At 66.4% G+C, this 25,835-nt stretch carries 17 protein-coding genes and 1 pseudogene; 14 read left to right on the forward strand and 4 right to left on the reverse strand.

Features of this window, described 5'->3' with window-relative positions; genetic code table 11:
- Positions 1 to 14 precede the first annotated feature (14 nt).
- The 5 genes from ACLP4W_RS16130 to ACLP4W_RS16150 all read left to right on the forward strand — a co-directional run bounded on the left by ACLP4W_RS16130 (position 15) and on the right by ACLP4W_RS16150 (position 3,680).
- Positions 15 to 1,622, forward strand: coding sequence for an AMP-binding protein (locus ACLP4W_RS16130; RefSeq protein WP_442387559.1), 1,608 nt, complete (start codon positions 15 to 17; stop codon positions 1,620 to 1,622).
- A gap of 92 nt (positions 1,623 to 1,714) precedes the next feature.
- Positions 1,715 to 2,140: a nuclear transport factor 2 family protein gene (locus ACLP4W_RS16135; RefSeq protein ID WP_442387561.1), complete on the forward strand. Its 426-nt coding sequence runs from the start codon at positions 1,715 to 1,717 to the stop codon at positions 2,138 to 2,140.
- Positions 2,141 to 2,210: 70 nt separating this feature from the next.
- Complete coding sequence (locus ACLP4W_RS16140) at positions 2,211 to 2,693, forward strand: FAS1-like dehydratase domain-containing protein (RefSeq protein WP_442387620.1); 483 nt, start codon at positions 2,211 to 2,213, stop codon at positions 2,691 to 2,693.
- Positions 2,690 to 3,145 carry a MaoC family dehydratase gene (locus tag ACLP4W_RS16145; protein ID WP_442387563.1) on the forward strand — a complete coding sequence of 152 codons (456 nt, stop codon included), beginning with the start codon at positions 2,690 to 2,692 and terminating at the stop codon, positions 3,143 to 3,145. Before ACLP4W_RS16140 ends, ACLP4W_RS16145 begins: the two co-directional genes overlap by 4 nt.
- On the forward strand, positions 3,126 to 3,680 hold the full coding sequence (locus ACLP4W_RS16150) for a maleylpyruvate isomerase family mycothiol-dependent enzyme (protein WP_442387565.1): 555 nt from the start codon (positions 3,126 to 3,128) through the stop codon (positions 3,678 to 3,680). The genes ACLP4W_RS16145 and ACLP4W_RS16150 overlap by 20 nt, the downstream gene beginning before the upstream one ends.
- Here ACLP4W_RS16150 and ACLP4W_RS16155 read toward each other — a convergent pair.
- Complete coding sequence (locus ACLP4W_RS16155; RefSeq protein WP_442387567.1) at positions 3,675 to 5,141, reverse strand: aldehyde dehydrogenase; 1,467 nt, start codon at positions 5,139 to 5,141, stop codon at positions 3,675 to 3,677. The two genes, ACLP4W_RS16150 and ACLP4W_RS16155, sit on opposite strands and share 6 nt — an antisense overlap.
- 108 nt (positions 5,142 to 5,249) lie before the next feature.
- Between ACLP4W_RS16155 and ACLP4W_RS16160 the strand changes: the two genes are divergently transcribed.
- Positions 5,250 to 6,620 carry a secreted hydrolase gene (locus tag ACLP4W_RS16160; protein WP_442387569.1) on the forward strand — a complete coding sequence of 457 codons (1,371 nt, stop codon included), beginning with the start codon at positions 5,250 to 5,252 and terminating at the stop codon, positions 6,618 to 6,620.
- Between the two features lie 84 nt (positions 6,621 to 6,704).
- Here the strand turns inward: ACLP4W_RS16160 and ACLP4W_RS16165 are convergent, their stop codons facing one another.
- Positions 6,705 to 7,853, reverse strand: a complete 1,149-nt coding sequence (locus ACLP4W_RS16165) for an aromatic ring-hydroxylating oxygenase subunit alpha (RefSeq protein WP_442387570.1) — start codon at positions 7,851 to 7,853, stop codon at positions 6,705 to 6,707.
- A 194-nt stretch (positions 7,854 to 8,047) separates the two neighbouring features.
- On the opposite strand from ACLP4W_RS16165, the gene glsA reads away from it, so the two are divergent.
- The 4 genes and pseudogenes from glsA to ACLP4W_RS16185 form a co-directional block, all read left to right on the forward strand.
- On the forward strand, positions 8,048 to 9,004 hold the full coding sequence (gene glsA, locus ACLP4W_RS16170; protein WP_442387572.1) for a glutaminase A: 957 nt from the start codon (positions 8,048 to 8,050) through the stop codon (positions 9,002 to 9,004).
- 2 nt (positions 9,005 to 9,006) lie between these two features.
- Positions 9,007 to 10,467, forward strand: coding sequence for a C45 family autoproteolytic acyltransferase/hydolase (locus tag ACLP4W_RS16175; protein WP_442387574.1), 1,461 nt, complete (start codon positions 9,007 to 9,009; stop codon positions 10,465 to 10,467).
- Positions 10,468 to 10,472: 5 nt separating this feature from the next.
- On the forward strand, positions 10,473 to 11,516 hold the full coding sequence (locus tag ACLP4W_RS16180) for a zinc-binding metallopeptidase family protein (RefSeq protein ID WP_442387576.1): 1,044 nt from the start codon (positions 10,473 to 10,475) through the stop codon (positions 11,514 to 11,516).
- A gap of 34 nt (positions 11,517 to 11,550) precedes the next feature.
- A pseudogene (locus ACLP4W_RS16185) lies at positions 11,551 to 11,649 on the forward strand (NADPH:quinone oxidoreductase family protein); the annotation flags it as partial.
- 23 nt (positions 11,650 to 11,672) lie between these two features.
- Here the strand turns inward: ACLP4W_RS16185 and ACLP4W_RS16190 are convergent.
- Positions 11,673 to 11,870, reverse strand: a complete 198-nt coding sequence (locus ACLP4W_RS16190; RefSeq protein WP_442387577.1) for a hypothetical protein — start codon at positions 11,868 to 11,870, stop codon at positions 11,673 to 11,675.
- A gap of 482 nt (positions 11,871 to 12,352) precedes the next feature.
- Between ACLP4W_RS16190 and ACLP4W_RS16195 the strand changes: the two genes are divergently transcribed.
- From ACLP4W_RS16195 to ACLP4W_RS16210, 4 genes are all read left to right on the forward strand, one after another.
- Positions 12,353 to 13,075 carry a DUF1906 domain-containing protein gene (locus ACLP4W_RS16195; RefSeq protein ID WP_442387579.1) on the forward strand — a complete coding sequence of 241 codons (723 nt, stop codon included), beginning with the start codon at positions 12,353 to 12,355 and terminating at the stop codon, positions 13,073 to 13,075.
- A gap of 503 nt (positions 13,076 to 13,578) precedes the next feature.
- Complete coding sequence (locus ACLP4W_RS16200) at positions 13,579 to 22,833, forward strand: fatty acid synthase subunit beta domain-containing protein (RefSeq protein ID WP_442387581.1); 9,255 nt, start codon at positions 13,579 to 13,581, stop codon at positions 22,831 to 22,833.
- A 28-nt stretch (positions 22,834 to 22,861) separates the two neighbouring features.
- Entirely contained in the window at positions 22,862 to 23,254 is a 393-nt protein-coding gene (gene acpS, locus ACLP4W_RS16205) for a holo-ACP synthase AcpS (protein ID WP_442387582.1), read from the forward strand.
- A gap of 37 nt (positions 23,255 to 23,291) precedes the next feature.
- Positions 23,292 to 24,626, forward strand: a complete 1,335-nt coding sequence (locus ACLP4W_RS16210) for a dipeptidase (protein WP_442387584.1) — start codon at positions 23,292 to 23,294, stop codon at positions 24,624 to 24,626.
- Here the strand turns inward: ACLP4W_RS16210 and ACLP4W_RS16215 are convergent.
- Positions 24,550 to 25,827 (reverse strand): spirocyclase AveC family protein, encoded by a 1,278-nt coding sequence (locus ACLP4W_RS16215; protein WP_442387585.1) that lies wholly within the window; start codon positions 25,825 to 25,827, stop codon positions 24,550 to 24,552. The genes ACLP4W_RS16210 and ACLP4W_RS16215 overlap by 77 nt on opposite strands.
- Positions 25,828 to 25,835 lie beyond the last annotated feature (8 nt).

Genomic DNA, 25,835 nt, shown 5'->3' on the forward strand with positions numbered 1-25,835 from the left:
TGATCGGCAGCCTGATGTGCCCTGACCGGAGGAAACCTTTCGGGCCCTCCGATTTCGGCGTCGAGAGTTTCACCGTCCCGGCCGTGCTGGATCGCCGGGCCGAGCAGCATCCCGACCGGGTGATGATGTCGATTGCCGGTACCGACGTGACCTTCGAGCAGATGCGGCAGCGGTCCTGCGCGGCGGCCAACGTGCTGGCCGACCTGGGCATCGGCCGCGGCGACTGCGTCGCCCTGTTCACCGCCACCTGCCCGGAATGGGTCTACTTCTGGCTGGGGGCGGCGCGCATCGGCGCGGTGAGCGCGACGGTGAATGCCGCGAACAAGGGTGACTTCCTGCTGCATACGCTCCGCTTGTCGCAGGCCAAGGTCATCCTCACCGATGCCGAGCGACGCCCCCGCGTCGACGAGGTTGCCGGCGCGGTGAAGACGCTGACCGACATTGTGGTGCAAAACGATTCACTCAGCAGCGCGCTCGCGCGCGGAGCCATCGCCACCGGGTCCGACACCTGCGCGAAGCCCGACGAAATCGGATCGCTGTTCTACACGTCGGGCACCACCGGGCCGTCGAAGGCGGTCGCCACGACGTGGCACTACCTGTTCTCGGTGGCCGCGACCGTCGCTTCGGCCTGGGAATTTCGCCCGGGGGAGGTGCTGTGGACCGCGATGCCGCTTTTCCACCTGAGCGCAGCACCCAGCGTGCTGGCCCCGATGCTGGTCGGCGGAACGACCGTATTGGCGAAGACCTTCCACCCCGGCGAGGTGTGGGATGACATCCGCGCCCACGGTGCCGTCGGCTTTGCCGGCGCCGGCGCGATGGTTTCGATGCTGCTGAATCTGCCCGCGGATCCGCGTGACGCGCAACTGCCGCTGCGGTTCATCTCCGCCGCGCCCATCGACGCGAACTCCTACCACGCCATCGAAAAGCGCTACGGCTGTCGCATCGTCACCATGTACGGGATGACCGAGGCTTTCCCGATCGCCGTCAAGGGCGTGGCCGACGAGGGGGTGCCCGGGACATCGGGCCGGCCAAATCCCAATTTCGACGTGCGCATCGTCGACGACCACGGCAACGCGCTGCCCGCCGGCGCCGTCGGGGAGATCGCCTGCCGGCCGAGGTACCCGCACGTGATGAGCAACGGCTATATAGGCGAGGGGGTCGGCGGTCTGCACGTGGATGCGCATCCGGAGTGGTTTCGGACCGGCGACGTCGGCCGTCTCGACCCTGACGGTAAGGGGGACCAGAACCTGACCTATGTGGACCGCATCAAAGATTCGTTGCGCAGACGCGGCGAAAATGTCTCCTCGGTGGAAGTGGAGGCCGTCGTCATGCGCCACCCCGCGGTAGCCGAGGCCGCGGTGGTCGGGGTGCCCAGTGAGTTAGGCGAAGACGACATCCTGGTGGTCGTGACGTTGCGCCCCGGGGCAGCGCTGGCTTGCGCCGAGTTGCTCGACTTCTGCGCGGCTCGGATGCCCTACTTCTGCGTGCCGCGGTACGTCGAGAGGGTTGATGAGCTCCCGAAGAACGCGATTGGACGGATACGTAAGGACCTATTACGCACCCGGGGCCTGAATCCGAGCGCGTGGGATCGTGAAAAACAGGGCTACATCGTTAGCCGGTAAGTTACGCTGATGTTACGTAGCAGTAGGAAAGTTACGGTAGCGTTACGCAAGTTCCATTGTTGGCCGCCATGCCCGAGAGAGGCTGAGCAAAGATGACCATGACCTATCAGGAAGAGCAATTCCTCCAGGCCGCCACGGGCCGGGCCGCCATCCTGGACCTGAACGCCCGGCAGAATCGGGCCTATTCCGACGGCGACCGCGAGCGCTGGGTCGCCACCTTCCGCCACTCCGGAGCCAGCTACACCCGCGACGGCGAGGCGTACACCGACCTGCGCGCGGCGTTTGACGGTGGCGATGGGCAGCGCCTGGTCACGCTCGATCACGAGATCCGCATCGACGGTGTGCAAGCGACCCAGCGTTGTGTCGCCGTGCTCTTCGCCGCCATGTACGGCGACACCACCCTCCGCGCCACCGGGACATTTCGCGACACACTGATCTATGAGCGCGGCGGCTGGTACTTCACTTCCCGGACGCTGCACTGGGATACGGTGCCGAGCCGGCACCCGCTCGTCATGTGAGCGACACCGATACGTGGATCGGGACCTCAGCTACCGGCTGACCTTCGGTACCTATGAAGACGCGCTGCGGATGGTCGGCGCGAAGAGCGAGCCGCGAACCGCGGCGACCCCGGTCAGCGGCGCGCGTATCCAATTGTTCGCCGCGATGGTCCACGACGGTAACCGCTCGTATTGGGACGCCGACTTTGCCCGGCAGAAATGGGGAGGCCTGCTGGCTCCGCCGGCCTTGTTGATGGGATGGCTGATACCTCCGCCGTGGAAGCCGCCCCAACAGGGAAGTGCCAGGCCGGCGGCATCGATGGTGCTGCGGGTGCCATTGCCGGGCACCACGTTCATCAACGCGGCCAACGACGTTGAGTTCCTGCAGCCGATCGTCGAGGGCGATCTGCTCACCGTCGTCGAGGAGTTGGTGTCGGTGTCGCCGGAAAAGCGGACCCGCCTGGGCGTCGGTCATTTCGTAGAAACGCTGGAGACATATCGCCGCCAAGACGGGGCGGTGGTCGCGACCTGCCGAAATACCCTGTTCCGCTTTACACCTGGCGGATCGTCGTGACCGGTGAGGATCTGAACTGGAGTGAGATCACCGTTCCCGTCGACCTGCCCGAGGTGGTCGACGAGATCAGCTACCAGCGGGTGGTGGAGAACGCCGGAGCAACCTGGGACTACTTTCCCGGCCACTTCGATCCCGGCTACGCCCAAAGCCAGGGCAATCCGACGATTTACGTCAACACCATGCACCTCGCAGGATTCGCCGACCGCGTCGCGACCGATTGGGCCGGCCCGAGCAGCCGCGTGGTGCGCCGCTCCATGCGGCTGGCCGGGTCGGTGTATGCCGGCGACACCATGATCGGCCGGGGCCGGGCGGTGACCAAGCGGCGGGACACCTCGGTTGACCCGCCGCGCTGCCTCATCGACGTCCAGATCCAGGTGACCAATCAGCACGGCGTGCTGTGCTGTCCGGTCGAGCTCACCTTGCAGATGCCCAATGGCGCAAGCGACCGATGAGTGCGTAGTCCAACTGCATCTGGCGGTGTGCCGGCGGTTCGGCGAGGCCGTTCGGTCGGCGCATGGCAAATGGGATCATCGCTCTCCGTGTGATGAGTGGGATGCCCGGGCCGTGCTGGAGCATGTGATTGGTTTTCATGACGTGCTCGTGTTGCGTCCTCTGGGATTGAAGCCGAATCGGCCACCAGAAGATGCGCAGGTGCGATGGCAACTGACCTACGACTCGCTGACAGAGGCCCTAGCACCCGGCACGGTAACACAGCTGGATACTCGCCAGCTGATACCGAAACTGACCCGCGATGTTTTAGTGCACACCTGGGACCTCGCTCGCGCGGTAGGAGCCGACGATCGGCTCGATCCCGCCTGGTGTGAGCTGTTTTACGCCGACTTGCCGGTGGATCTCCAGGCCCTGAGCTCGTCGGGAATGTTCAAAGCTCCGTTTGCCGTGAACATCGAGACCAGCGAAATTGACGCGCAAACAAGGCTTCTCGCGCGGCTCGGTCGCGATCCTTCATGGCGATCGGACCCTTTATAGCGGCGGCAACTTCCCCTTGCTTACCAGCGTCTGAAGCTCGACGTACTCGTGGAGGCCCTCCGGACCGAACTCGCGCCCGATGCCCGATTGCTTGAAGCCGCCGAACGGAGCGCCGATGTCGAGCGTGTACATATTGATGCCGTAGGTGCCCGTGCGAACACCGGCCGCGATCTCCATGCCGTGGGTGATGTCGGCGGTCCACACCGAACCGGCCAGTCCGTAGTCGCTGTCGTTGGCGATTCGGATCGCGTCGTCCTCGTCGCGGTAGCGCAAGACGGTCAAGACCGGGCCGAAGATTTCCTCCCGGGCGATGCGCATGTCGTTGGAGGCGTCCGCGAACAGCGTCGGCCGCACATACCAGCCGCGATTCGTCGGACTGTCGTCGCCACCGAGCACCATGCGGGCGCCCTCCTGCTGCCCGGACCGGATGTAGTCCTGGACCCGACGTTGTTGCCGTTGCGCGACAAGAGGTCCGATGTCGGTCGCCACGTCGGCTGGATCCCCGACATTCAGGGCCGACATCATCTCGGCCAGTGCGTCGACGACCTCGTCGTGGCGTCGCTCGCTGACCAGGATGCGCGTCTGGGCAACGCAGGCCTGGCCGTTGTTCATCAGGCCGGCCGTTTTGAGCCCGGCCACCGTCTTGTCGATGTCGGCGTCGTCGAGAACGATCGCCGCCGACTTGCCGCCCAGTTCCAGGCTCACCCTCTTGAGCCGCTCGCCGCACAGGGCCGCGATCCGGCGCCCGACGGTACTGGAACCGGTGAACGCAATCTTGTCCACACCGGCATGGCGCACCAGCGCCTCGCCCACATCGGGCCCGCCGGGCAGCACCGACACGACCCCGTCGGGCAAGTTCAGCCGCTCGATCATTTCGGCTAACCACAAAGCGTCCAAAGGTGTTTCGGGCGCGGGTTTGATGATGACCGTACATCCGGCGATCAGGGCCGGGATCAACTTGGGCATTATCAGGAATTGCGGCACGTTCCACGGCACGATCGCCGCGACCACCCCGACCGGGGCCCTGCGCAGGTGCACTTCGCCGAGCACTCCCTGGCGGCGCTCCGCCCAGGGGAAGTCACGGGCGGCCGCCAGCGTGAGGTGTATCAGCGACGCCGCAGCCGGTGCTTGGCCCAGCCGGCTGAAGCTGCGTGGGGATCCCATCTCGTCGGTGATCAGGTCGGCCATCTCGTCCATGTGGCCGGCGTAGATCGCGGCGAGCTCGTCTACCTTGGCCATCCGTTCCTTGACGTCCATGCGTGGCCACGGCCCGTGGTCGAAAGCGTGTCGTGCGGCGGCGACGGCGGCGTCGACGTCCTCGGGCCCGGCCACCTGGACGTGGCCGACCGGCTCTTCGGAATGTGGGGAGATCACGGCGAGATGCCTCGGGTTGGCGGGTTTCTGCCACTGCCCTCCGATGAACAGTTCGTCATACGAGCGATGGCCGGAATTTTCTGTCATCGGGGCACTTCCTGCAGGCAGGGGTAGGGAACGTGACCGTAACTTCGCTATTGACGCTAACATAGCCAAAAAAGCAGGATTGTGCCGTGGCAAGGAAGCCCGTGTGACATGACCGACGATTGGCGCAGTTACCCGTTCCAGTTGGTGCCCGGTGACAGCCAGCTGGATTTCCCGGCCGCCGAAGGCGAACACCTCGACCAGGAGTCGGACACCTGGTTCATCGCCAGTCGGCTCGACGCCACCCAAACCGGCCGGTCATTTGCCTTCCTGACCATCTTCAACAAGAACCGGCCCGGGGGAACGGTCGTCGCGGACTTCTACACCATGGCGCTGTTCGACCTGGATACCGGCGATTACGGCACCTATACGGATTACGACATGCCGCCGGCCAACCTCGAGCCGGGAGCGCAGCCCAAGCTGGCGATGTCCCCGGGTTACCTCGACATCAGCTACCACAGCGGTGCCGGCACCGCGTCGTGGACCAGCTGCCGTAACGGCGACGGAGAATTGCTGCCGTACACCTACCGGGTCAGCCTGGTGGGCGAGGACCACTCCGGTCGCCGCATGCGGTTGGACCTGGCCGTAACACCAACGCGCGCACCGACACCGGTGGGTGCGTCGACCCATAACGGCAAGATCGTCTGCTTCGGCCAACCCGACACGTACTCGTATTTCCAGACCGGGATGGCGATGACCGGAACCCTGCGCTGGGGCGATGTGGTCGAGCACGTGTCCGGCAGCGGCGGGCATGTCGACCGGCAGTGGTTTCCGAAATATGCCGGCGGCGGGGGTACCGGGGGAGACCCGCGGGCCATGTCTCACGAATGGCGCACCATCAACTTCGACAACGGCGTGGACTTGAGCATTTGGCGGCAGTTCGACCGCACAAATGGCAATGCGCTGCAGCCGTTTACCGGTGTGACGACAAGCTATCCCGACCCCAATACGCCGCCGGGGTGCGCCGAAGACGTCGAGGTGACAATCAGCAGTTACGTCCGCTGGCCCAACGCGGTGCGACCGCTGGTGCGGCCGGTTGCTCAGGCCCGGTACATGCCCGACCGGCACCGGATCACCTGCGCCACACTGCAACTGGACATCACCGGAGAGCCGCTGGTGGCGGCCCCGGCACACGGCCTGCCGATCGAATACATGGAAGGTCCCTACCGCTACCACGGGACGCTCTGGGGCAAGCCGGTGACCGGTTTTGCGTTCAACGAGCGCTCGCTGGCGCTGTACCGGGATTGGGAGCTGATCGAGGTGCTGGCCACCACCGTCGCGAACGTCGATCCACCGGCCCCGGACCTGCAGACGGTGGTGGATCAGTTGGTGCCGCTCGTGGCCTCCGGCCGTCGCGGCACGGCGGCCGGGCTGTTGGCCGGGGTTCGTCCCATCCAAAACGATGCGCTGGCAATCATTCTCGATGATCTGATCGCCGTGCTATCCGACGACGGCGCGGAGGCTGCTGCGCCGAGCGGGTAAATTCGCACCCGCGTCGATACTGAAACCACGTACACGTTTTGCGGGGTGTCGTGTGCGTGGTTGCAGTGTCGCGAACGGCGGCCGTCAGCTATGGCGGAAAGCTGCGAGCGCCTGGGCCCAGGCGATGTGGCGGTGCTGCAGTCCCGGTTCGTTGCGCCCGAACAGCAGGTGATCACGAGCGCCCGACTCGAGGTTGGCTTGCAGGCTCTCGACCAGGCGGTAGTCCTCGTCGCGCACCGTCGCATGCGCGTATTCGAAGACGGCCTGCGCGCCGGCGGCGACAGATTCCTCGGAGAGGTCCAGCGGCGTCGAGTTCTGGTGAACGGTGATCGACCTGCCCGGTTGGTCGTCCGGGTAGATCCGGAACAGCTCGCCGTTGGCGATTGTCACCGACAGCACGATATTGGGGAACAGCGCGTAGATCACGACCATGTTGTGGAACGGGTCCCACCGTTCTTCGGGGATGTTGTCCAGTTCCAGGATCGTGTTGAGCGGGAAGATCAATCGATGATGGGGTCCGTACGAGTCGAAAACCGTGCAGTTGCTGCGGGCGATGGTGGCGAAGGTCTGCCGGTGCACGGTGGCGAAATGGTAGTTCTCCGCGAAGGTGTCGACCGCGAGTTTCCAGTTGATCGGGAAGTCGAGCACCTTCTCGCCCAGCGGAGCCCACCGCCCGATGCCCCACGAGTCCAGTTCGTCGGCCAGCGTTCCCAGGTGCGCGGCGACGTCCAGGGGGGCACCGGGATCTAGTGCCACCCAGAGGAATCCGGCGAACTCGGCCGCCGGAAGCTCGGTCAAACCGTCCGACTTGACGGTCACGTCCGGAAAGCCTTCACGCCCCGGCAGGCCGACCAACCGCCCGGCGTTGTCGTACGTCCACGCGTGGTACGGGCAGGTGAACCGCTTCGCGCTGCCGCACCCCGCCACGACCTGCGACTGGCGGTGCAGGCAGACGTTCTCGAACGCCTTGACCGACCCATCGGACGTTCTGGTCAGCAGGATCGATCGCCCCATCACCGTCTTGGTGCAATACGCGCCGGGATCGGCAAGCTCCGAGACGTAGCCGACCAATTGGGGGCTGGCCAGCAGCAGGGCCCGGTCCTGGTGGTGTCGCTCGACCGAGGTGTAGTCCCGGGCGTCGACCCGGTGCTGCGCGGGAGCCAGGTCGGTCGTCTGGTCGCGCGCCAACTTCAGCGCGCGCCGGGTCAGGTCGATGAGCTGGTCGTGATCCATCGGAAGTCCCCTGCAGTCAAATGTGGTCCCGTGGCCGGAACCTCCTGCGTTGATTATTGCGTTATCAAGCTCAGGCTCGAGCCGGCTCACGGCGAATCCACTCTGCTACGCTCGCTGTCGCGGGCACCCTCCCGCGACCGGCCTGACCCGGAGTACAAGTGCTTCGCCCGACGCTGGGCTGGGAGTGATTCGTCATGGCCCAAGACCCGTTGGACCCGGCAGCGATCGAGTCCGCTGTGGCACACGCCTATTCGGTGCACCGGCATAACGCTGAGGGACACAACGCCAACTACATCCCCGCACTTGCCGACGTGGACTCGGGCCTTTTCGCATTGTGCGCGATGACTCCGCTTGGCCACATCGCCTCCATCGGAGACGTCGAACACGAGTTCCCGATCGAGTCCATTTCCAAGGTGTTCACCCTGGCGTTGGTTATCGAGCAGCAAGGCCATGCGGCGGTGCGCGCCAAGCTCGGAGTGAACCCGACCGGAGCTGCGTTCGATTCGGTCCTGGCACTCGAGCTACATCACGACAAGCCGACGTCGCCCTTGGTCAACGCGGGGGCGATGGCCACGACCAGTTTGGTAAAAGCCACCGATTCGTCCGATCGGTGGCGCAAAATCCTGGATATCCAGAGTGCATTCGCGGGGCGCTCGCTGTCCCTCGGTGAGGAGATCAATGTTTCCGAGCAGGCCACCAACGCGCACAACAAGGCCATCGCCTGGCTGATGTTCAGCGCGGGCACGATTTTCTGCGACCCGATGGAAGCCTGCGCGGTGTACACGCAGCAGTGTTCGACGATGCTGAACACCGCCGACTTGGCGACCATGGGCGCCACCTTGGCCTCCGGCGGGGTCAATCCCCGCACCGGCGCCCGGGTCATCGCCGACTCCAACGTCCCCTACCTGCTGGCTGAAATGGTGATGGAGGGGATGTATACACAGTCCGGGGACTGGGCCTACACGGCCGGGGTACCCGCCAAGAGCGGTGTCGGGGGCGGTGTGTTGGCTGTGGTGCCGGGCCGACTCGCGGTGGCCGCCTTCTCGCCGAGATTGAATTCGGCCGGCAACAGCGTGCGCGGTTGGCTTGCCGTCGCAGAAGTCGTGAACCGGCTGAAGTTGGGCCTGTTCGGCAACCATTACAAGGAGTGATCATGGCAACTCAGCCGTCGGCACGATCTGCCGAGCCGCCGCCCCACAACGTGCAGCCGCCGGTCGCTCCCAGCGCCGCACCCGCTCGCACCGCCCCCGCCAAGCTGACAGACGAGCAGAAGGGTTGGCTTGCCAAGGCTTCGCGGCACGACGTCGGCGGGTGGGTGCACGTCTCGATCGGTGGCGCACCGTTCCAACGCGGCTTCCAGTACGGCTACCTCGTCGCCGACGAGTATGCCGAGTCGATCCGGGTCTACCGGGAGATGACCTATCAGGACATTGGTATGACCTACGATTTCTTTGTAGGCAAGGCCGTCGAACTGCACACCGCCAAGATACCGTCCGAATTGCGCACCGAAATCGAAGGTGTTGCAGCCGGTTTGACCGCAGCCGGAGTTCCGTCGACGTTCGACGACGTGCTGGGGATCAACGACTGGATGGAGCTGACCGGTTACTGGTGGCCCAAGAACTCGGGCCGCTACACCGCGCTTGCCCCGACCGGCGGCGAGGGCAACCACTGCAGCGCATTCATCGCGACCGGTAGCGCGACCGGTGACGGTTCAATCGTGCTGGGTCACACCAGCTTCACCGACTTCTGGCAGGGCCAGTTTGAGAACGTGATCCTCGACCTGACCCCCGAGGACGGCAACCGAATGGTCATGCAGACCGCGCCCGGATGGATCGCGAGCATGACCGACTTCTGGCTATCGTCGTCAGGCCTGGCGATCACCGAAACGACCATCGGCGGGTACGAGGGTTTCAAGGGGTATGACGAGACGAGGACGCCGGAGTTCTGCCGGGCGCGCGTCGCAACTCAGTACGCCAACGACATCGACCACTGGATCAGCCTCATGAACGCCAACAACAACGGCGGGTACGCCAACTCGTGGTTGATCGGCGACATCAAGACCGGTGAGATCGCGCGCTACGAAGAGGGTTTGCTCTATCAGAGCCTGGCGCGCAAGACCGACGGCTACTTCTGGGGTGACAATGCACCGACCGACCCGCGGATCCGCAACCTGGAATGCTTCGGGACGGGGTTCAGCGATATCCGTACGCCCAATGGCGCCCGCCAGGTGCGCTGGCAACAATTGCTCGGGGAGTTCGACGGGCGGATCGACGTCGAGGTCGGCAAGCGCATGATCGGTGACACCTTCGATCCGTACCTCAACTACACGCACCCGTCGGCGCGCACAATCTGCGCGCATTCAGACGAAGACCATTGTGAGAACAGTGATTTGACGCCGTTTACACCTTTCGGCTCCATCGACGCGAAGGTCGCCTGCGCCGCCGACATCGCCGAGATGAACCTGTGGGCGCGGTATGGGCGGGCCGACGGTGCGCCGTTCGACGCCGACGAATTCCTGCGCCAGCACCCGCAGTGGAACTGGCAGAAGGGTTACCTGAAGAGCCGCCCGCAACAGCCCTGGACATACGTACCCGCCACGGACAACGAGGGATAGCGTCGATGCGCGCATACCGCTGCCCGCAGTGCGGCTTCGCAGTGGCCTTCGAAGACCAATGCTGTGCAGCCTGCGCGACTGACGTCGCATTCCACAAGCCCTGGATGTCGGTGGCGCTCGCGCCCGCCGCCGGAGCATCCACCATGATCGACGACGCCGAATGGGTGCGGTGCGCCCACTGGGATCGAGGCTGCAACTGGCTGGTCGAGAAGGGCTCGCCAACCGGTGTCTGCTTCGCCGACGGCTTTGTACGGACCGGACCGGATGCTGACGATACCGAGGCACAGAGCGAACTGGCCAGCACCCTGAAAGCCCTGCGGCGCCTGATCTTTCAACTGCTCGACCTAGGTTTGCCGATCACGCCCTTTCACGAAGACCCGAAGGGCCTGGCATTCGATTTGATTTCCAGCAAGTCCGTCGGACATCCGGTGACGATGGGGCACGCCGACGGCGTCATCACCATCGACCTGGCCGAATCGCTTGAGCTGTACCGCGAACGGCTGCGGATCATCCTCAAAGAGCCCTACCGCACCATGCTCGGTCACATGCGCCATGAGGTCGGCCACTATTACGAAATGATCTTGATCACCGGCGGTGCACTCATCGACGAGGCCCGCTCCTTCTTCGGCGACGAGCGCCGAGACTACCAGGCCGCGCTGGCGGACTATTACGCCGGGCACGTTCCGGATGACTGGGAACACGACTACATCTCGCACTACGCGACCGCCCACCCCTGGGAGGACTGGGCAGAGACCTTCGCCCACTATCTGCACATCACGGGAACCTTGGCGACCGCCGCCGACTCCGGGATGATGCTGCGCGCCGATCGGGTGCACTTCGATCTCGACGCCGACATCGACCCGCGGGTCCACTACGGCAAAGGCGACTTCGAAGCGCTCGTGCACGACTGGGAGGTGCTCTCCGGCGTGCTCAACCGGGTGAACCACGCGATGGGCAAGGAGGCCCTCTACCCCTTCCGGCTCAACCTTCCGGTGGTGGCCAAGCTCGGCTTCGTCCACGACGTGCTTATCAAGGCTGAAGCCCGCTAAAGGGGTCTAGGAATCCGTCAGGGCTCGAATGGGACCGCCTCCGCCGCAACGCTATCCGTTGCCGGAAGCCCAGGCGGCGCCGCAGTGCCTGGCCGACGGCGGTGTGCTCGGCAAGTTGGTGCTCGAGCCGTAGGAATCAGCGAGGCCGGGCCCGGCTCATCCGCCAACCAGCTCAATCAGGGCTTGCAACAGCACTAGAAGCTCAAAACCACCTGCGACCGTGAGCAATCCCGCGGAGGCCGCAAACGGAGCGACGAGTGCATATTGCAATCCGCCGAGAACGTTCCCGTTGATCGCTTGCTGGATCCCGCTCAGGAACAGGTTGACGTCATAGGCCGGGATCACGGTAACCACGGTATTCACGATGTCTGCCGTCGGAAGCAGAGCTGCGTAAAGATTCGCGGCAGCACCCGAGATCTCGTTGGCGGCATTGGTGGTCGCCGCCTGGATGGTCTCGATAATGCCGTTGGTGTGTAGACATCGGTGAAGTCATCATGGCGCGGTCGTCGGTCGCTGTCGACCGGTTCCGCCCGGCGTCATAGCTCCTGATCGCGAGACAGCCGGGCAGTGAAATCGGGTTCATCGAGCGGTTCAGCCGCCATGGTTCCTTCAGTCTCCTTTAGGTGACGACGACGGCGATACTCGTCTGCACGCTGTCAATCTTGAACTCGCTGCCACTTGGGTGGCCTCGTTGCCCGACCACGCGGGCAAACGCCTAGACGGGCGGTCTAGGAATCCGCTCGCGGCGGCCAAGGACGGCCGTTGCGGCAATGTGATACAGATGCAACTGGTGTGGCCAGTGTGCCCTATGGTGTTTCTGCCGTACCCTGTGGCGTGTGTCATCGGTTTCGCGACGTGAGCTGCTCAAATTCGCGACCGCGACCCCAGCCCTGGTAGGTCTCGGGGTCGCAGCCGCGTCGTTGCGCGCCGCCCCGGCATCGGCTTCGCTCGGCACCCTGTTGGACTACGCCGCGGGAGTCATCCCCGCCAGCCAGATCAGGGCCGCCGGGGCGGTGGGGTCGATTCGGTACGTGTCCGATCGCCGGCCCGGCGGCAACTGGATGCTGGGCAAGCCAATCCAGGTCTCTGAGGCCCGCGACCTGAGCGGCAACGGGCTCAAGATCGTTTCGTGCTACCAGTACGGCAAGGGCAGCACCGCCGACTGGCTGGGCGGAGCGGGCGCGGGCGCGCAACATGCGCAGCGCGGGATGCAGTTGCACGCCGCCGCGGGCGGTCCGCCCAACGCCCCGATCTACGCGTCGATCGATGACGACCCGTCGTACGACCAGTACAAACAGCAGATCGTCCCGTATCTGCGGTCCTGGGAGTCGGTGATCGGGCACCAGCGCACGGGCGTGTACGGCAATTCGAAAACCATCGACTGGGCCCTGCACGACGGCTTGGGCGCGTACTTCTGGCAGCACAACTGGGGCTCGCCCAAGGGATTCACCCATCCGGCCGCGAATTTGCACCAGGTCGAGATCGACAAGCGCAACGTCGGCGGGGTCGGGGTGGACATCAACGAAATCCTCAAACCCCAATTCGGCCAGTGGGTCTAAGCCCCGGCGCGTAGAACTCCAGCAAACACTCGTTCGCTCATTTCGTGGCGCCGCGGCCATCAGCGGCCGCGAGACGCCCGGGCTGACGCGACGTCACGCGCCGCGGACAACCCGATATTTTTAACATAACGATTACATAACAATACTGCCTTGATCAGCGCAGTTATAGCTACTCGACCGTAACCACCTGCATGCAGCAAGTTTGTTCGCCGCGCCCGCGCCGCCGGTTAAACGCGGTGTTACCCACGACACGGTTACCCGTGCGTAGAACTCACCAGTAACCGATCTACATGCAAAAAGGGCACTGATCCTTATGACACTCTTAGTAGAGCCGGTGCAGTCCGCAGCGCCGCAAGGCCAACCGGGGGCGGTCCGCCGACGACGCACCGGCCGGCCGCTTGTGGGCCGTGATTCGACGCGGAATCGACTGGAACCGACCAGGCGCATCTCTAACGCGGCCGAACGAACCGATACGAAAAGACGCATACAGGGAGATACAGAAGTTGACGATCCACGAGCACAACCGGGTGTCCGCTGACCGCGACGGGACTGGCCCGCACGACACCCATGCTCTGGTCGACCGTCTGACGGCCGGCGAGCCGTACGCTATCGCATTCGGCGGCCAGGGCGCTGCCTGGCTGGAGGCCCTCGAAGAACTCGTGTCATCGGCCGGGATCGAATCCGACTTGGCAACGCTGGTCGGTGAGGTGGAATTGCTGCTCGAGCCGGTGGCAAAAGAGCTGGTCGTGGTCCGTCCGATCGGTTTCGAGCCGCTGGGCTGGGTGCGTGCGCTGGCAGCCGAAGATCCGGTCCCCTCGGACAAGCACCTGACGTCCGCCGCGGTGTCGATACCCGGCGTGCTGCTCACCCAGGTCGCGGCCGTGCGTGCCCTGGCGCGGCAGGGCATGGACTGGGGCGCGACGCCGCCGGTGGCCGTCGCCGGGCATTCGCAAGGCGTGCTCGCCGTCGAGGCGTTCCAGGCCGCGGGCGCCCGCGACGTCGAACTGCTGGCGCTGGCCCAGCTGATCGGCGCCGCCGGGACGCTGGTGGCCCGCCGGCGCGGCATCTCCGTGCTCGGCGACCGCCCGCCGATGGTATCGGTCACCAACGCCGATGCCGAGCGCATTCGCCGGCTGCTCGACGAGTTCGCGCAGGACGTTCGCACCGTGCTGCCCCCGGTGCTGTCCATCCGCAACGGCCGGCGATCGGTCGTCATCACCGGCACCCCCGAGCAGCTCTCGCGTTTCGAACTTTATTGCCAGCAGATCTCCGAGAAGGAAGAGGCCGACCGCAAGAACAAGATCCGCGGCGGCGACGTCTTCGCCCCGGTCTTTGATCCGGTGCAGGTGGAGGTGGGCTTCCACACGCCGCGGCTGGCCGACGGCATCGACATCGTCGGTGGCTGGGCGGAGAAGACAGGCCTGGATGTCGCGTTGGCCCGGAAGCTGACCGAGGCCATCCTGGTGGGTGGCGTCGACTGGGTCGACGAGATCACCCGCGTGCATGGCGCTGGGGCCCGATGGATTCTCGACCTGGGTCCCGGCGACATCCTGACCCGCCTGACCGCGCCGGTGATCCGCGGCCTTGGCGTCGGCATCGTGCCCGCGGCAACCCGCGGCGGGCAGCGCAATCTCTTCACCATCGGGGCCGTCCCCGAGGTGGCGCGGGCCTGGTCGACCTACGCCCCGACCGTGGTTCGCCTCCCTGACGGCAGGGTCAAGCTCTCGACGAAGTTCACCAGGCTGACCGGACGGTCGCCGATCCTGCTGGCGGGCATGACCCCGACCACGGTCGACGCCAAGATCGTCGCCGCCGCGGCAAACGCCGGGCACTGGGCGGAGCTGGCCGGCGGCGGGCAGGTCACCGAAGAAATCTTCGCCGACCGCACCGAGGAGCTGTCCGGCCTGCTCGAGCCCGGCCGCACCTATCAGTTCAACGCGCTGTTCCTCGACCCGTACCTGTGGAAGCTGCAGGTCGGTGGCAAGCGGCTGGTGCAGAAGGCGCGTCAGTCCGGCGCGGCGATCGATGGTCTGGTGATCAGCGCGGGCATCCCGGACCTCGAGGACGCCGTCGAGCTGATCGACGAGCTGGGCGACGTCGGCATTCGCCACGTCGTGTTCAAGCCCGGCACGATCGAGCAGATTCGCTCGGTTATCCGCATTGCGACCGAGGTGCCCACCAAGCCGGTGATCATGCACGTCGAGGGTGGGCGTGCCGGCGGCCATCATTCCTGGGAAGACCTCGACGACCTGCTGCTCGCGACCTATTCGGAAATCCGGTCGCGTTCCAACATCACCGTCTGCGTCGGCGGCGGCATCGGCACCCCCGAGCGGGCAGCCGAGTACCTGACCGGTCGCTGGGCGCAGGCGCACGGCTTCCCGTTGATGCCGATCGACGGCATCCTGGTCGGCACCGCGGCGATGGCGACCAAGGAGTCCACCACGTCGCCCTCGGTCAAGCGGATGCTGGTCGAAACGCAAGGCACCGATCAGTGGATCAGCGCCGGAAAAGCCCAGGGCGGCATGGCTTCCAGCCGCAGCCAGCTCGGTGCGGACATCCACGAGATCGACAACGCCGCGTCGCGCTGCGGTCGGCTGCTCGACGAGGTCGCCGGCGACGCGGAGGCGGTTGCCGAGCGCCGAGACGAGATCGTCGCGGCGATGGCCAGCACCGCGAAGCCGTACTTCGGCGATGTCGGGGAGATGACCTACCTGCAGTGGTTGCAGCGCTACGTCGAGCTGACCATCGGCGACGGCGACTCGACCGCCGCCACCGCCGCACCGGACAGCCCATGGCTGGCCGACACGTGGCGTGACCGGTTCCAGCAGATGCTGCAGCGCGCCGAAGCGCGTTTGCATTCGAAGGATTTCGGCCCGATCGAGACGTTGTTCGCCTCGGACGAGGCGCTGCTGGAAAATCCCGGCGAGGCCATCGCCGTCCTGCTTGCGCATTACCCCGACGCCCGATCGGTGCACCTGCATCCGGCGGACGTTCCGTTTTTCGTCACCCTGTGCAAGACGCTGGGCAAGCCGGTCAACTTCGTGCCCATCATCGACAAGGATGTGCGGCGCTGGTGGCGCAGTGACTCTTTGTGGCAAGCGCACGATGCCCGCTACGACGCCGACCAGGTGTGCATCATCCCGGGGACGGCCGCGGTGGCCGGCATCACCCGGATGGACGAACCCGTCGGGGAGTTGCTGGACCGCTTCGAGCAGGCGGCCATCGACGAGGTGTTGTCTTCTGGCGCGCAGCCCCGAGCGGTCACGTCGCGCCGGCTGGGCCGCCCCGACGTCACCGGACCGCTGGCCGTGGTGCTGGACGCCCCCGATGTGCAGTGGGCGGGCCGCACCACGACCAACCCGATTCATCGAATCGCCGACCCGGCCGACTGGCAGGTCAACGAAAATCGCAGTGCCACAAACTCTTCCACCGGCGCGCGGCTGCAGGCGAGCGCTGAAGACGGGGTGGTGCTCAGTGTGCCGGTTTCGGGCACCTGGGTCGACATCCCGTTCGGCTTGCCCGCGAACACCGTTGACGGCGGTACGCCCGTGGTCTCCACCGAGGACGCCGCCAGCGCCATGCGCGCGGTCCTGGCGATCGCCGCCGGAGTCGACGGGCCCGACTTCTTGCCCGCGGTCACCGACGGGACGGCCACCGTGACGGTGGACTGGGACCCCGAACGGGTCGCCGACCACACTGGGGTCACGGCCACCTTCGGCGAGCCGTTGGCGCCCAGCCTCACCACCGTGCCCGACGCACTGGTCGGGCCTTGCTGGCCCGCCGTTTTCGCCGCGATCGGCTCGGCGGTCACCGACGCCGGGGTCCCCGTGGTGGAGGGCCTGCTGAGCCTGGTGCACCTGGACCACGCCGCGCGCGTGGTCGGCAAGCTGCCCACCGAGCCAGCTCAATTGACGGTCACCGCAACGGCTTCTGACGCCACCGACACCGACATGGGCCGCGTCGTCCCGGTCTCGGTGACGATCGCCGGAGCCGACGGCGCGGTGATCGCTTCGCTCGAAGAGCGGTTCGCGATCCTCGGCCGCACCGGCAGTGCCGAACTGACCGATCCGGTGCGGGCCGGCGGTGCGGCATCCGAGAACGCGACCGACACTCCGCGCCGCCGCCGCCGCGATGTCAGGCTGGCCGCGCCGGTCGACATGCGCCCGTTCGCGGTGGTGTCCGGTGACCACAACCCAATCCACACCGACCGGGCGGCCGCGCTGCTGGCGGGCCTGGAATCGCCTATCGTGCACGGGATGTGGCTTTCGGCGGCCGCACAGCACGCGGTGACCGCGACCGAAAGGCAAGCCCGTCCACCGGCCCGGCTGATCGGGTGGACAGCGCGATTCCTCGGCATGGTGCGTCCCGGCGACGAGGTCGATTTCCGCGTCGACCGCGTCGGAATCGACCAGGGCGCAGAGGTTTTGGAAGTGGCCGCGCGGGTCGGGACGGATCTGGTGATGTCGGCCACCGCGCGACTGTCCGCTCCGAAGACGGTCTACGCGTTCCCCGGCCAGGGCATCCAGCACAAGGGCATGGGCATGGAGGTTCGGGCCCGGTCCAAGGCTGCCCGCAAGGTGTGGGACAAAGCCGACAAGTTCACCCGCGACACACTCGGCTTCTCCGTGCTGCACGTGGTGCGCGACAACCCGACCAGCATCATCGCCAGTGGTGTGCATTACAACCACCCCGAGGGCGTGCTATACCTGACGCAGTTCACCCAGGTCGCGATGGCGACGGTGGCCGCCGCACAGGTTGCCGAGATGCGCGAGCAGGGCGCCTTCGTCGAAGATGCCATTGCGTGCGGTCACTCGGTCGGTGAGTACACAGCGCTGGCCTCCGTGACGGGCATCTACGAACTGGAAGCCTTGCTGGAGACGGTCTTTCACCGCGGCTCCAAGATGCACGATATTGTGCCGCGCGACGAGCTGGGCCGTTCGAACTACCGGTTGGCGGCAATCCGGCCCTCGCAGATCGACCTGCCAGATGACGAGGTTCCGGCGTTCGTCGCCGGAATCGCCGAGAGCACCGGAGAATTCCTGGAGATCGTGAACTTCAACCTGCGCGGCGCGCAGTACGCGATCGCCGGCACGGTTCGCGGCCTGGAAGCGCTGGAGGCCGAGGTGGAGCGTCGCCGCGAGCTCAGCGGTGGCCGGCGCTCGTTCATCCTGGTGCCGGGCATCGACGTGCCGTTCCACTCGCGGGTGCTGCGGGTCGGTGTGGCCGATTTCCGCCGCTCACTGCAGCGGGTCATGCCGCGCGATGCAGATCCCGCCCTGATCATCGGGCGGTACATCCCCAACCTGGTGCCGCGGCCGTTCACGCTCGACCGCGACTTCATCCAGGAAATCCGGGATCTGGTGCCGGCCGAGCCGCTCGATGAGATCCTCGCCGACTACGACACCTGGCGCCGCGAGCGCCCGGGCGAGATGACCCGCACCGTCTTGATCGAACTGCTGGCTTGGCAGTTCGCCAGCCCGGTGCGCTGGATCGAGACGCAGGATCTGCTGTTCATCGAGGAGGCGGCGGGTGGCCTGGGTGTGGAGCGGTTCGTCGAAATCGGCGTGAAGTCGTCGCCGACCGTCGCCGGACTGGCCACCAACACCCTCAAGCTGCCCGAATATGCCCACAGCACAGTGGAAGTGCTCAACGCCGAACGTGACTCGGCGGTGCTGTTCGCCACCGACACCGACCCCGAGCCGGAGGACATGGGGGTGCCGGCTGATTCCGACGAGTCCGTTTCGGCCTCGCCGGAAGGCGCGCCCAGCCCCAATGGCGCCCCTGCCGTCGCTCCGGCTCCCGCCGGAGCTCCGTCAGGAGCTCCGCGCCCCGACGACATCGGATTCGACGCCGCCGACGCCACATTGGCGTTGATCGCGCTGTCGGCCAAGATGCGCATCGACCAAATTGAGGAGCTGGACTCCATCGAGTCCATCACCGACGGCGCGTCCTCGCGGCGCAACCAGCTGCTGGTGGACCTGGGCTCCGAGTTGAACCTGGGCGCCATCGACGGTGCCGCCGAGGCCGACCTGGCCGGGCTGCGCTCGCAGATGACCAAGCTCGCGCGCACCTATAAGCCTTACGGCCCAGTGCTTTCCGACGCGATCAACGATCAGCTGCGGACCGTTCTTGGTCCCTCGGGCAAGCGGCCCGGTGCCATCGCCGAGCGGGTCAAGAAGACATGGGAGCTCGGCGACGGTTGGGCCAAGCACGTCACCGTCGAAGTCGCGTTGGGAACCCGGGAAGGCACCAGTGTTCGTGGGGGTGCCATGGGCCACCTGCACGAGGGCGCACTGGCCGAAGCCGCATCCGTCGACAAGGTCATTGACGCCGCGGTCACTTCGGTCGCCGCGCGCCGCGGCATTTCGGTGGCACTGCCCTCTTCCGGCGGTGGGGGCGGCGCAACCATCGACGCGGCCGCGTTGAGCGAATTCACCGACCAGATCACGGGTCGCGACGGCGTGCTCGCGTCGGCGGCCCGCCTGGTGCTGGGCCAACTGGGCCTGGACGACCCGGTCAGCGCGTTGCCGGCGGCCAGTGATGCCGAGCTCATCGACCTGGTGACCGCCGAATTGGGCGCGGACTGGCCGCGTTTGGTCGCTCCGGTGTTCGATGCCAAGAAGGCCGTCGTCTTCGACGACCGCTGGGCCAGCGCCCGCGAGGACTTGGTCAGGCTCTGGCTGGCCGACGAGGGCGACATCGACGCCGACTGGGTGCGGCTGTCGGAGCGGTTCGAGGGCGCCGGTCACGTCGTTGCCACCCAGGCCACCTGGTGGCAGGGCAAAGCGCTGGCCGCGGGCCGTCAGATCCACGCATCGCTGTACGGCCGGATCGCTGCGGGTGCCGAGAATCCGGACCCGGGTCCCCACAGCAACGAAATCGCGGTGGTGACGGGCGCTTCGAAGGGTTCGATCGCGGCGTCGGTGGTCGCACGGCTGCTCGACGGCGGTGCCACCGTCATCGCGACGACGTCGAAGCTCGACGAGGAGCGCCTGGCTTTCTACCGCACGCTGTATCGAGACCACGCTCGTTACGGCGCTGCGCTGTGGGTGGTGGCCGCCAACATGGCCTCCTACTCCGACATCGACGCCCTGGTTGACTGGATTGGCCACGAGCAGACCGAAAGCCTTGGGCCACAGTCGATCCACATCAAGGACGCGCAGACCCCAACGCTGCTGTTCCCCTTCGCGGCACCGCGGGTCGTCGGAGACCTGTCCGAGGCCGGTTCGCGGTCCGAGCTTGAGATGAAGGTCCTGCTGTGGGCCGTGCAGCGGCTGATCGGCGGTCTGTCGAAGATCGGCGCCGAACGCGACATCGCGTCGCGGCTGCACGTGGTGCTGCCCGGCTCGCCGAACCGCGGAATGTTCGGTGGCGACGGCGCTTACGGCGAAGCCAAGTCGGCGCTGGACGCCGTGGTGAGCCGCTGGCACGCCGAGTCCTCCTGGGCGGCCCGAGTCAGCCTGGCGCACGCGCTGATCGGCTGGACCCGCGGCACCGGCCTGATGGGCCACAACGACGCCATCGTCGATGCCGTCGAGGAGACCGGCGTCACCACCTACTCGACCGACGAGATGGCCGCAATGCTGCTGGCCTTGTGCGATATCGAGGCAAAGGTGGCAGCGGCCGGCGCGCCGATCAAGGCGGACCTGACCGGCGGGCTCGGCGACGCCGACCTCGACATGGCCGAACTGGCCGCCAAGGCGCGCGAGCAGACGGCAGCCGACCGGGCTGCCGACGGCACTGCGGCCGACGCCCCCGAGGCCGAAGGCACCATCGCCGCCCTGCCCTCCCCGCCGCGCGGATTCACCCCGGCGCCACCCCCGGTGTGGGCTGCCCTCGATGTCGACCCGGCCGACTTGGTAGTGATCGTCGGCGGCGCCGAAATCGGCCCGTACGGTTCGTCACGCACCCGGTTCGAGATGGAGGTCGACAACGAATTGTCGGCGGCCGGCGTCCTGGAGCTGGCCTGGACCACCGGGTTGATCCGCTGGGAGGACGACCCGCAACCCGGTTGGTATGACAGCGAATCCGGCGATCTGGTCGACGAGTCCGAGTTGGTCGAGCGTTACCACGACACCGTGGTGCAGCGCTGCGGCATCCGCGAGTTCGTCTATGACGGCGCGATCGGCCCCGACCACGCGTCCCCGCTACTGGTCTCGGTGTTCCTGGACAAGGACTTCGCCTTCGTGGTGTCCTCGGAGGCCGACGCCCGTGCCTTCGCCGAGTTCGACCCGGAGCACACCATCATCCGGCCGGTGCCCGACTCGAGCGACTGGCAGGTGATTCGCAAGGCCGGCACCGAGGTCCGGGTGCCGCGAAAGACCAAGCTGTCGCGGGTCGTCGGCGGCCAGGTCCCGACCGGGTTCGACCCCATGGTGTGGGGCATCAGCCCGGACATGGCCACCTCGATTGACCGGCTGGCGGTGTGGAACATCGTGGCGACCGTGGACGCGTTCCTGACTGCCGGCTTCAGCCCGGCCGAGGTGATGCGCTACGTGCACCCGAGTTTGGTGGCCAACACCATGGGTACCGGCATGGGCGGTGGGGCTTCGATGCAGACGATGTACCACGGAAACCTGTTGGGCCGTAACAAGCCGAACGACATCTTCCAGGAAGTGCTGCCGAATATCGTTGCCGCGCATGTGGTTCAGTCCTACATCGGCAGCTACGGCTCGATGATCCACCCGGTTGCCGCGTGCGCGACGGCCGCGGTGTCGGTCGAGGAGGGCGTCGACAAGATACGGCTGGGCAAGGCCGAGCTGGTGGTGGCCGGTGGCATAGACGACCTGACGCTAGAGGGCATCATCGGCTTCGGCGACATGGCGGCCACCGCCGACACTTCCATGATGCGCGGCCGCGGCATCCACGACTCGAAGTTCTCCCGGCCCAACGACCGGCGCCGGCTGGGCTTCGTCGAAGCTCAGGGTGGCGGCACTATCCTGCTGGCGCGCGGTGACCTGGCGCTCAAGATGGGGCTGCCGGTGCTTGCCGTGGTCGCGTTCGCGCAGTCGTTCGGGGACGGCGTGCACACCTCGATTCCGGCTCCGGGCCTGGGCGCGCTGGGCGCGGGCCGCGGCGGCAAGGAGTCGCCGCTGGCGCGTGCGCTGGCCAAGTTGGGCGTGGCCGCCGACGACGTCGCGGTGATCTCCAAGCACGACACCTCGACGCTGGCCAACGACCCCAACGAGACCGAACTGCACGAGCGGCTGGCCGACTCGCTGGGCCGCTCCGCGGGCGCCCCGCTGCTCGTGGTGTCGCAGAAGAGCCTGACCGGCCACGCAAAAGGTGGCGCGGCGGTCTTCCAGATGATGGGGTTGTGCCAGATGCTGCGCGACGGGGTGATCCCGCCCAACCGCAGCCTGGATTGCGTCGACGAAGAACTGGCCGGCTCGGCGCACTTCGTCTGGGTGCGCGACACGCTGCGACTCGGCGGTAAGTTCCCGCTCAAGGCCGGGATGCTGACCAGCCTCGGGTTCGGCCATGTGTCCGGCCTGGTCGCCCTGGTGCATCCGCAGGCCTTCATCGCCGCGCTGGACCCGGGGCAGCGCGCGGACTACCAGCGGCGCGCGGCCGCCCGCCTGCTGGCCGGTCAGCGCCGTCTGGCCTCGGCCATCGCCGGCGGTGCGCCGATGTACCAGCGGCCACCGGACCGTCGCTTCGACCACGACGCGCCGGAGAAGCGCCAGGAGGCTTCGATGCTGCTGAATCCGGCCGCTCGGCTGGGTGAAGACGATGCCTACGAGGTCTCTGCCGGATGACTTCGGTCATCCGTTAACCTGGCCAGCCATGGGCATTGTCGGAGTGGGGATCGACCTCGTCTCCATTCCTCATTTCGCCGAGCAGGTCGACCAGCCGGGAACGGTCTTCTCCGAGACCTTCACCCCCGGCGAGCGGCGCGACGCTTCCGACAAGAGTTCGTCGGCGGCACGTCACCTGGCTGCCCGCTGGGCCGCGAAGGAGGCGGTGATCAAGGCCTGGTCCGGATCGCGGTTCGCCCAACGGCCCATGCTCCGCGAGGACATCCACCGCGATATCGAAGTGGTCACCGACATGTGGGGGCGACCGCGAGTCCGGTTGACCGGCGCGATCGCCAAGCATCTGGCCGACGTGACGATCCATGTGTCGCTCACGCATGAAGGTGATACCGCGGCCGCGGTGGCCATCCTGGAAACGTCCTGAGCTCGCGCCGAAGGGTCCAGAGATTAGCCTCGAGGTCATGAGCGATCTGATTGAGCGCGTCCGCGAGGTGTTGCCGTCGGTACGCCGTGACCTTGAGGACTTGGTGCGGATCGAGTCGGTGTGGGCCGATCCCGGCCGGCGCGACGAGGTGCACCGCAGTGCGGAAGCGGTGGCGGATCTGTTGTCGCGGGCGGGTTTTCGCGATGTGCGCATCGTCAGCGAGGGCGGCGCGCCCGCGGTCATCGCCCAGTATCCGGCGCCGCCGGGTGCACCCACCGTGCTGCTGTACGCCCACCACGACGTACAGCCCGAAGGTGACCGTGGCCAGTGGAAGTCGCCGCCCTTCGAGCCGACGGAGCGTGACGGGCGGCTTTACGGTCGTGGCAGCGCCGATGACAAGGCCGGTATCGCAACGCATTTGGCGGCGTTTCGGGCGCATGGCGGGCAACCGCCGGTGGGTGTGACGGTCTTCGTCGAAGGCGAGGAGGAATCCGGGTCGCCGTCACTGGGCCGGTTGCTCGCCGCCCACCGTGACGCGCTGGCCGCCGACGTGATCGTCATCGCCGACTCGGACAACTGGAGCACCGACACCCCGGCGCTGACGGTTTCGCTGCGCGGCTTGGCCGACTGCGTGGTCGAGGTCGCCACGCTCGACCACGGGCTGCACTCCGGAATCTGGGGCGGCGTGGTTCCCGACGCCCTGAGCGTGCTGGTGCGGTTGCTGGCCAGCCTGCACGACGACGACGGCAACGTGGCAGTGGCCGGCCTGCACGAAACCGATGTCGCATCCCTCAACTATCCCGACTTCCCGGCGGAGCGGGTCCGCGCCGATTCCGGTCTGCTGGACGGTGTGTCCGAGATCGGCTCGGGCTCGGTGCCGCAGCGGCTGTGGGCCAAGCCGGCGATCACCGTGATCGGCATCGACACCACACCGATCGCGGCCGCATCCAACACGCTGATCCCGCGGGCCCGGGCCAAGATCAGCATGCGGATCGCGCCCGGCGGCGACGCCGCGGCGCACCTGGACGCATTGACCGCTCATCTGCAGCGGCACGCCCCGTGGGGCGCGCAGGTCAGCGTCACTCGCGGCGACGTCGGTCAGCCCTACGCCATCGAGGCCAGCGGCGAGGTCTATGACGCCGCGCGTTCGGCGTTTCGGCAGGCATGGGGTGTCGAGCCGATCGATATGGGCATGGGCGGCTCAATCCCGTTCATCGCCGAGTTCGCCGCCGCGTTCCCGCAGGCGAAGATCCTCGTCACCGGCGTCGAAGACCCCGGAACACAAGCGCACAGCGTCAACGAGAGCCTGCACCTGGGTGTGCTGGAACGCGCAGCGGTCGCCGAAGCGCTGCTGTTGGCCAATCTGGCCTGAGGTGGCGGTCAACGCGCTCCGTGTCCATCAACAGTGCGATGATGTCGAGACCACTCTTTGGCGTGGAGATCGAATCACTGGTTTTCACGAACGGGCGTGCAACGACCGCCACCCGGCGGAGCCGGCACCACTGGGCGCCCGTCGGGCTGAGCGCTCTCCCAGGTGGACCAGATTCCCTCCGAGAAGGGTCCCGGTGCACCGTTCTGCTCGTAGAAGCCCTGCGGATCATAGATTTGGCGCTCGGCCACGGCCACGGGCAAACGACTGACGTTGCCGCGCCCGACCACCGAGTGACGGCCGTGTAGACCAATCCGTAGGCCATGAAGGCAAGGTTGACGCCGACGAGCATTATGACAAACGAGCCAAGCGCCGGCCGGTTCGGCAAGATCTTGGCCCGCCGCGCCAGTCTCTCGGCGACGGTGCGTCCGGTGTCATCGCGATAGATCAGCGCCGCGGCCGGAATCATCAGGATGCTGATGAGCGAGGATTGCCATAACAAGGGGAACTGCCAGCGCGTACCAACGAAGACCGACCCGAAGGGAATGACTTGGGTGAACGTATACAGACCGATGCGGACGCATAACGCCTCCATTGCGAAGTCGTAGACGAAGCCGAACACGAAGACCAGACCGGACAAGCTGATCAGCGGATGCCGCGACACGAAAGAATCCGAGGAGCGGCGCGCTTGCAGGCGCCGTAAGACCCAGATCGCCGGAAAGAACGGCGGCACCACGAACATCGCAATGGCCGCAATGAACAGCGGCTCGACAGTCGGAGACAGCGACACGATCGGCCAGTCCTCGGGCCAGTGCCACAAATCGGGGTTGTACGCCGCGAACGTCACCCAGTTCATGGGAGCGTCCAGCCACGCGAGTGTGCTGACCGCAATGGTCATCAGCAAATATGGATGCTCGGGATGGCGGCGCCACAGGACGACGACCAGCGCGACGATGCTCACTAGCGCCAGGTAACTGAATATTTCGATGGTCACGATCCAGTGGCCATAACCGAACAGCGGATCCGACAGCGGGTGGGGACCACCGGTGTCATTGGGGTTGCGAATCCGCGGAGAGACCGCCCCATACCGGGCGTTGTGGATGATCAGTCCTAGGAGAGCCGAACCGACGGCGATCGCCGCCACCAACCACGGTGAGCGTTTCTTGGACACATTGTCGGGCCTGCCGAGCTGTTCGGTCGTCACAGGTTCAC

This window comes from Mycobacterium sp. (genome assembly GCF_052145595.1).
GTDB lineage: Bacteria > Actinomycetota > Actinomycetes > Mycobacteriales > Mycobacteriaceae > Mycobacterium.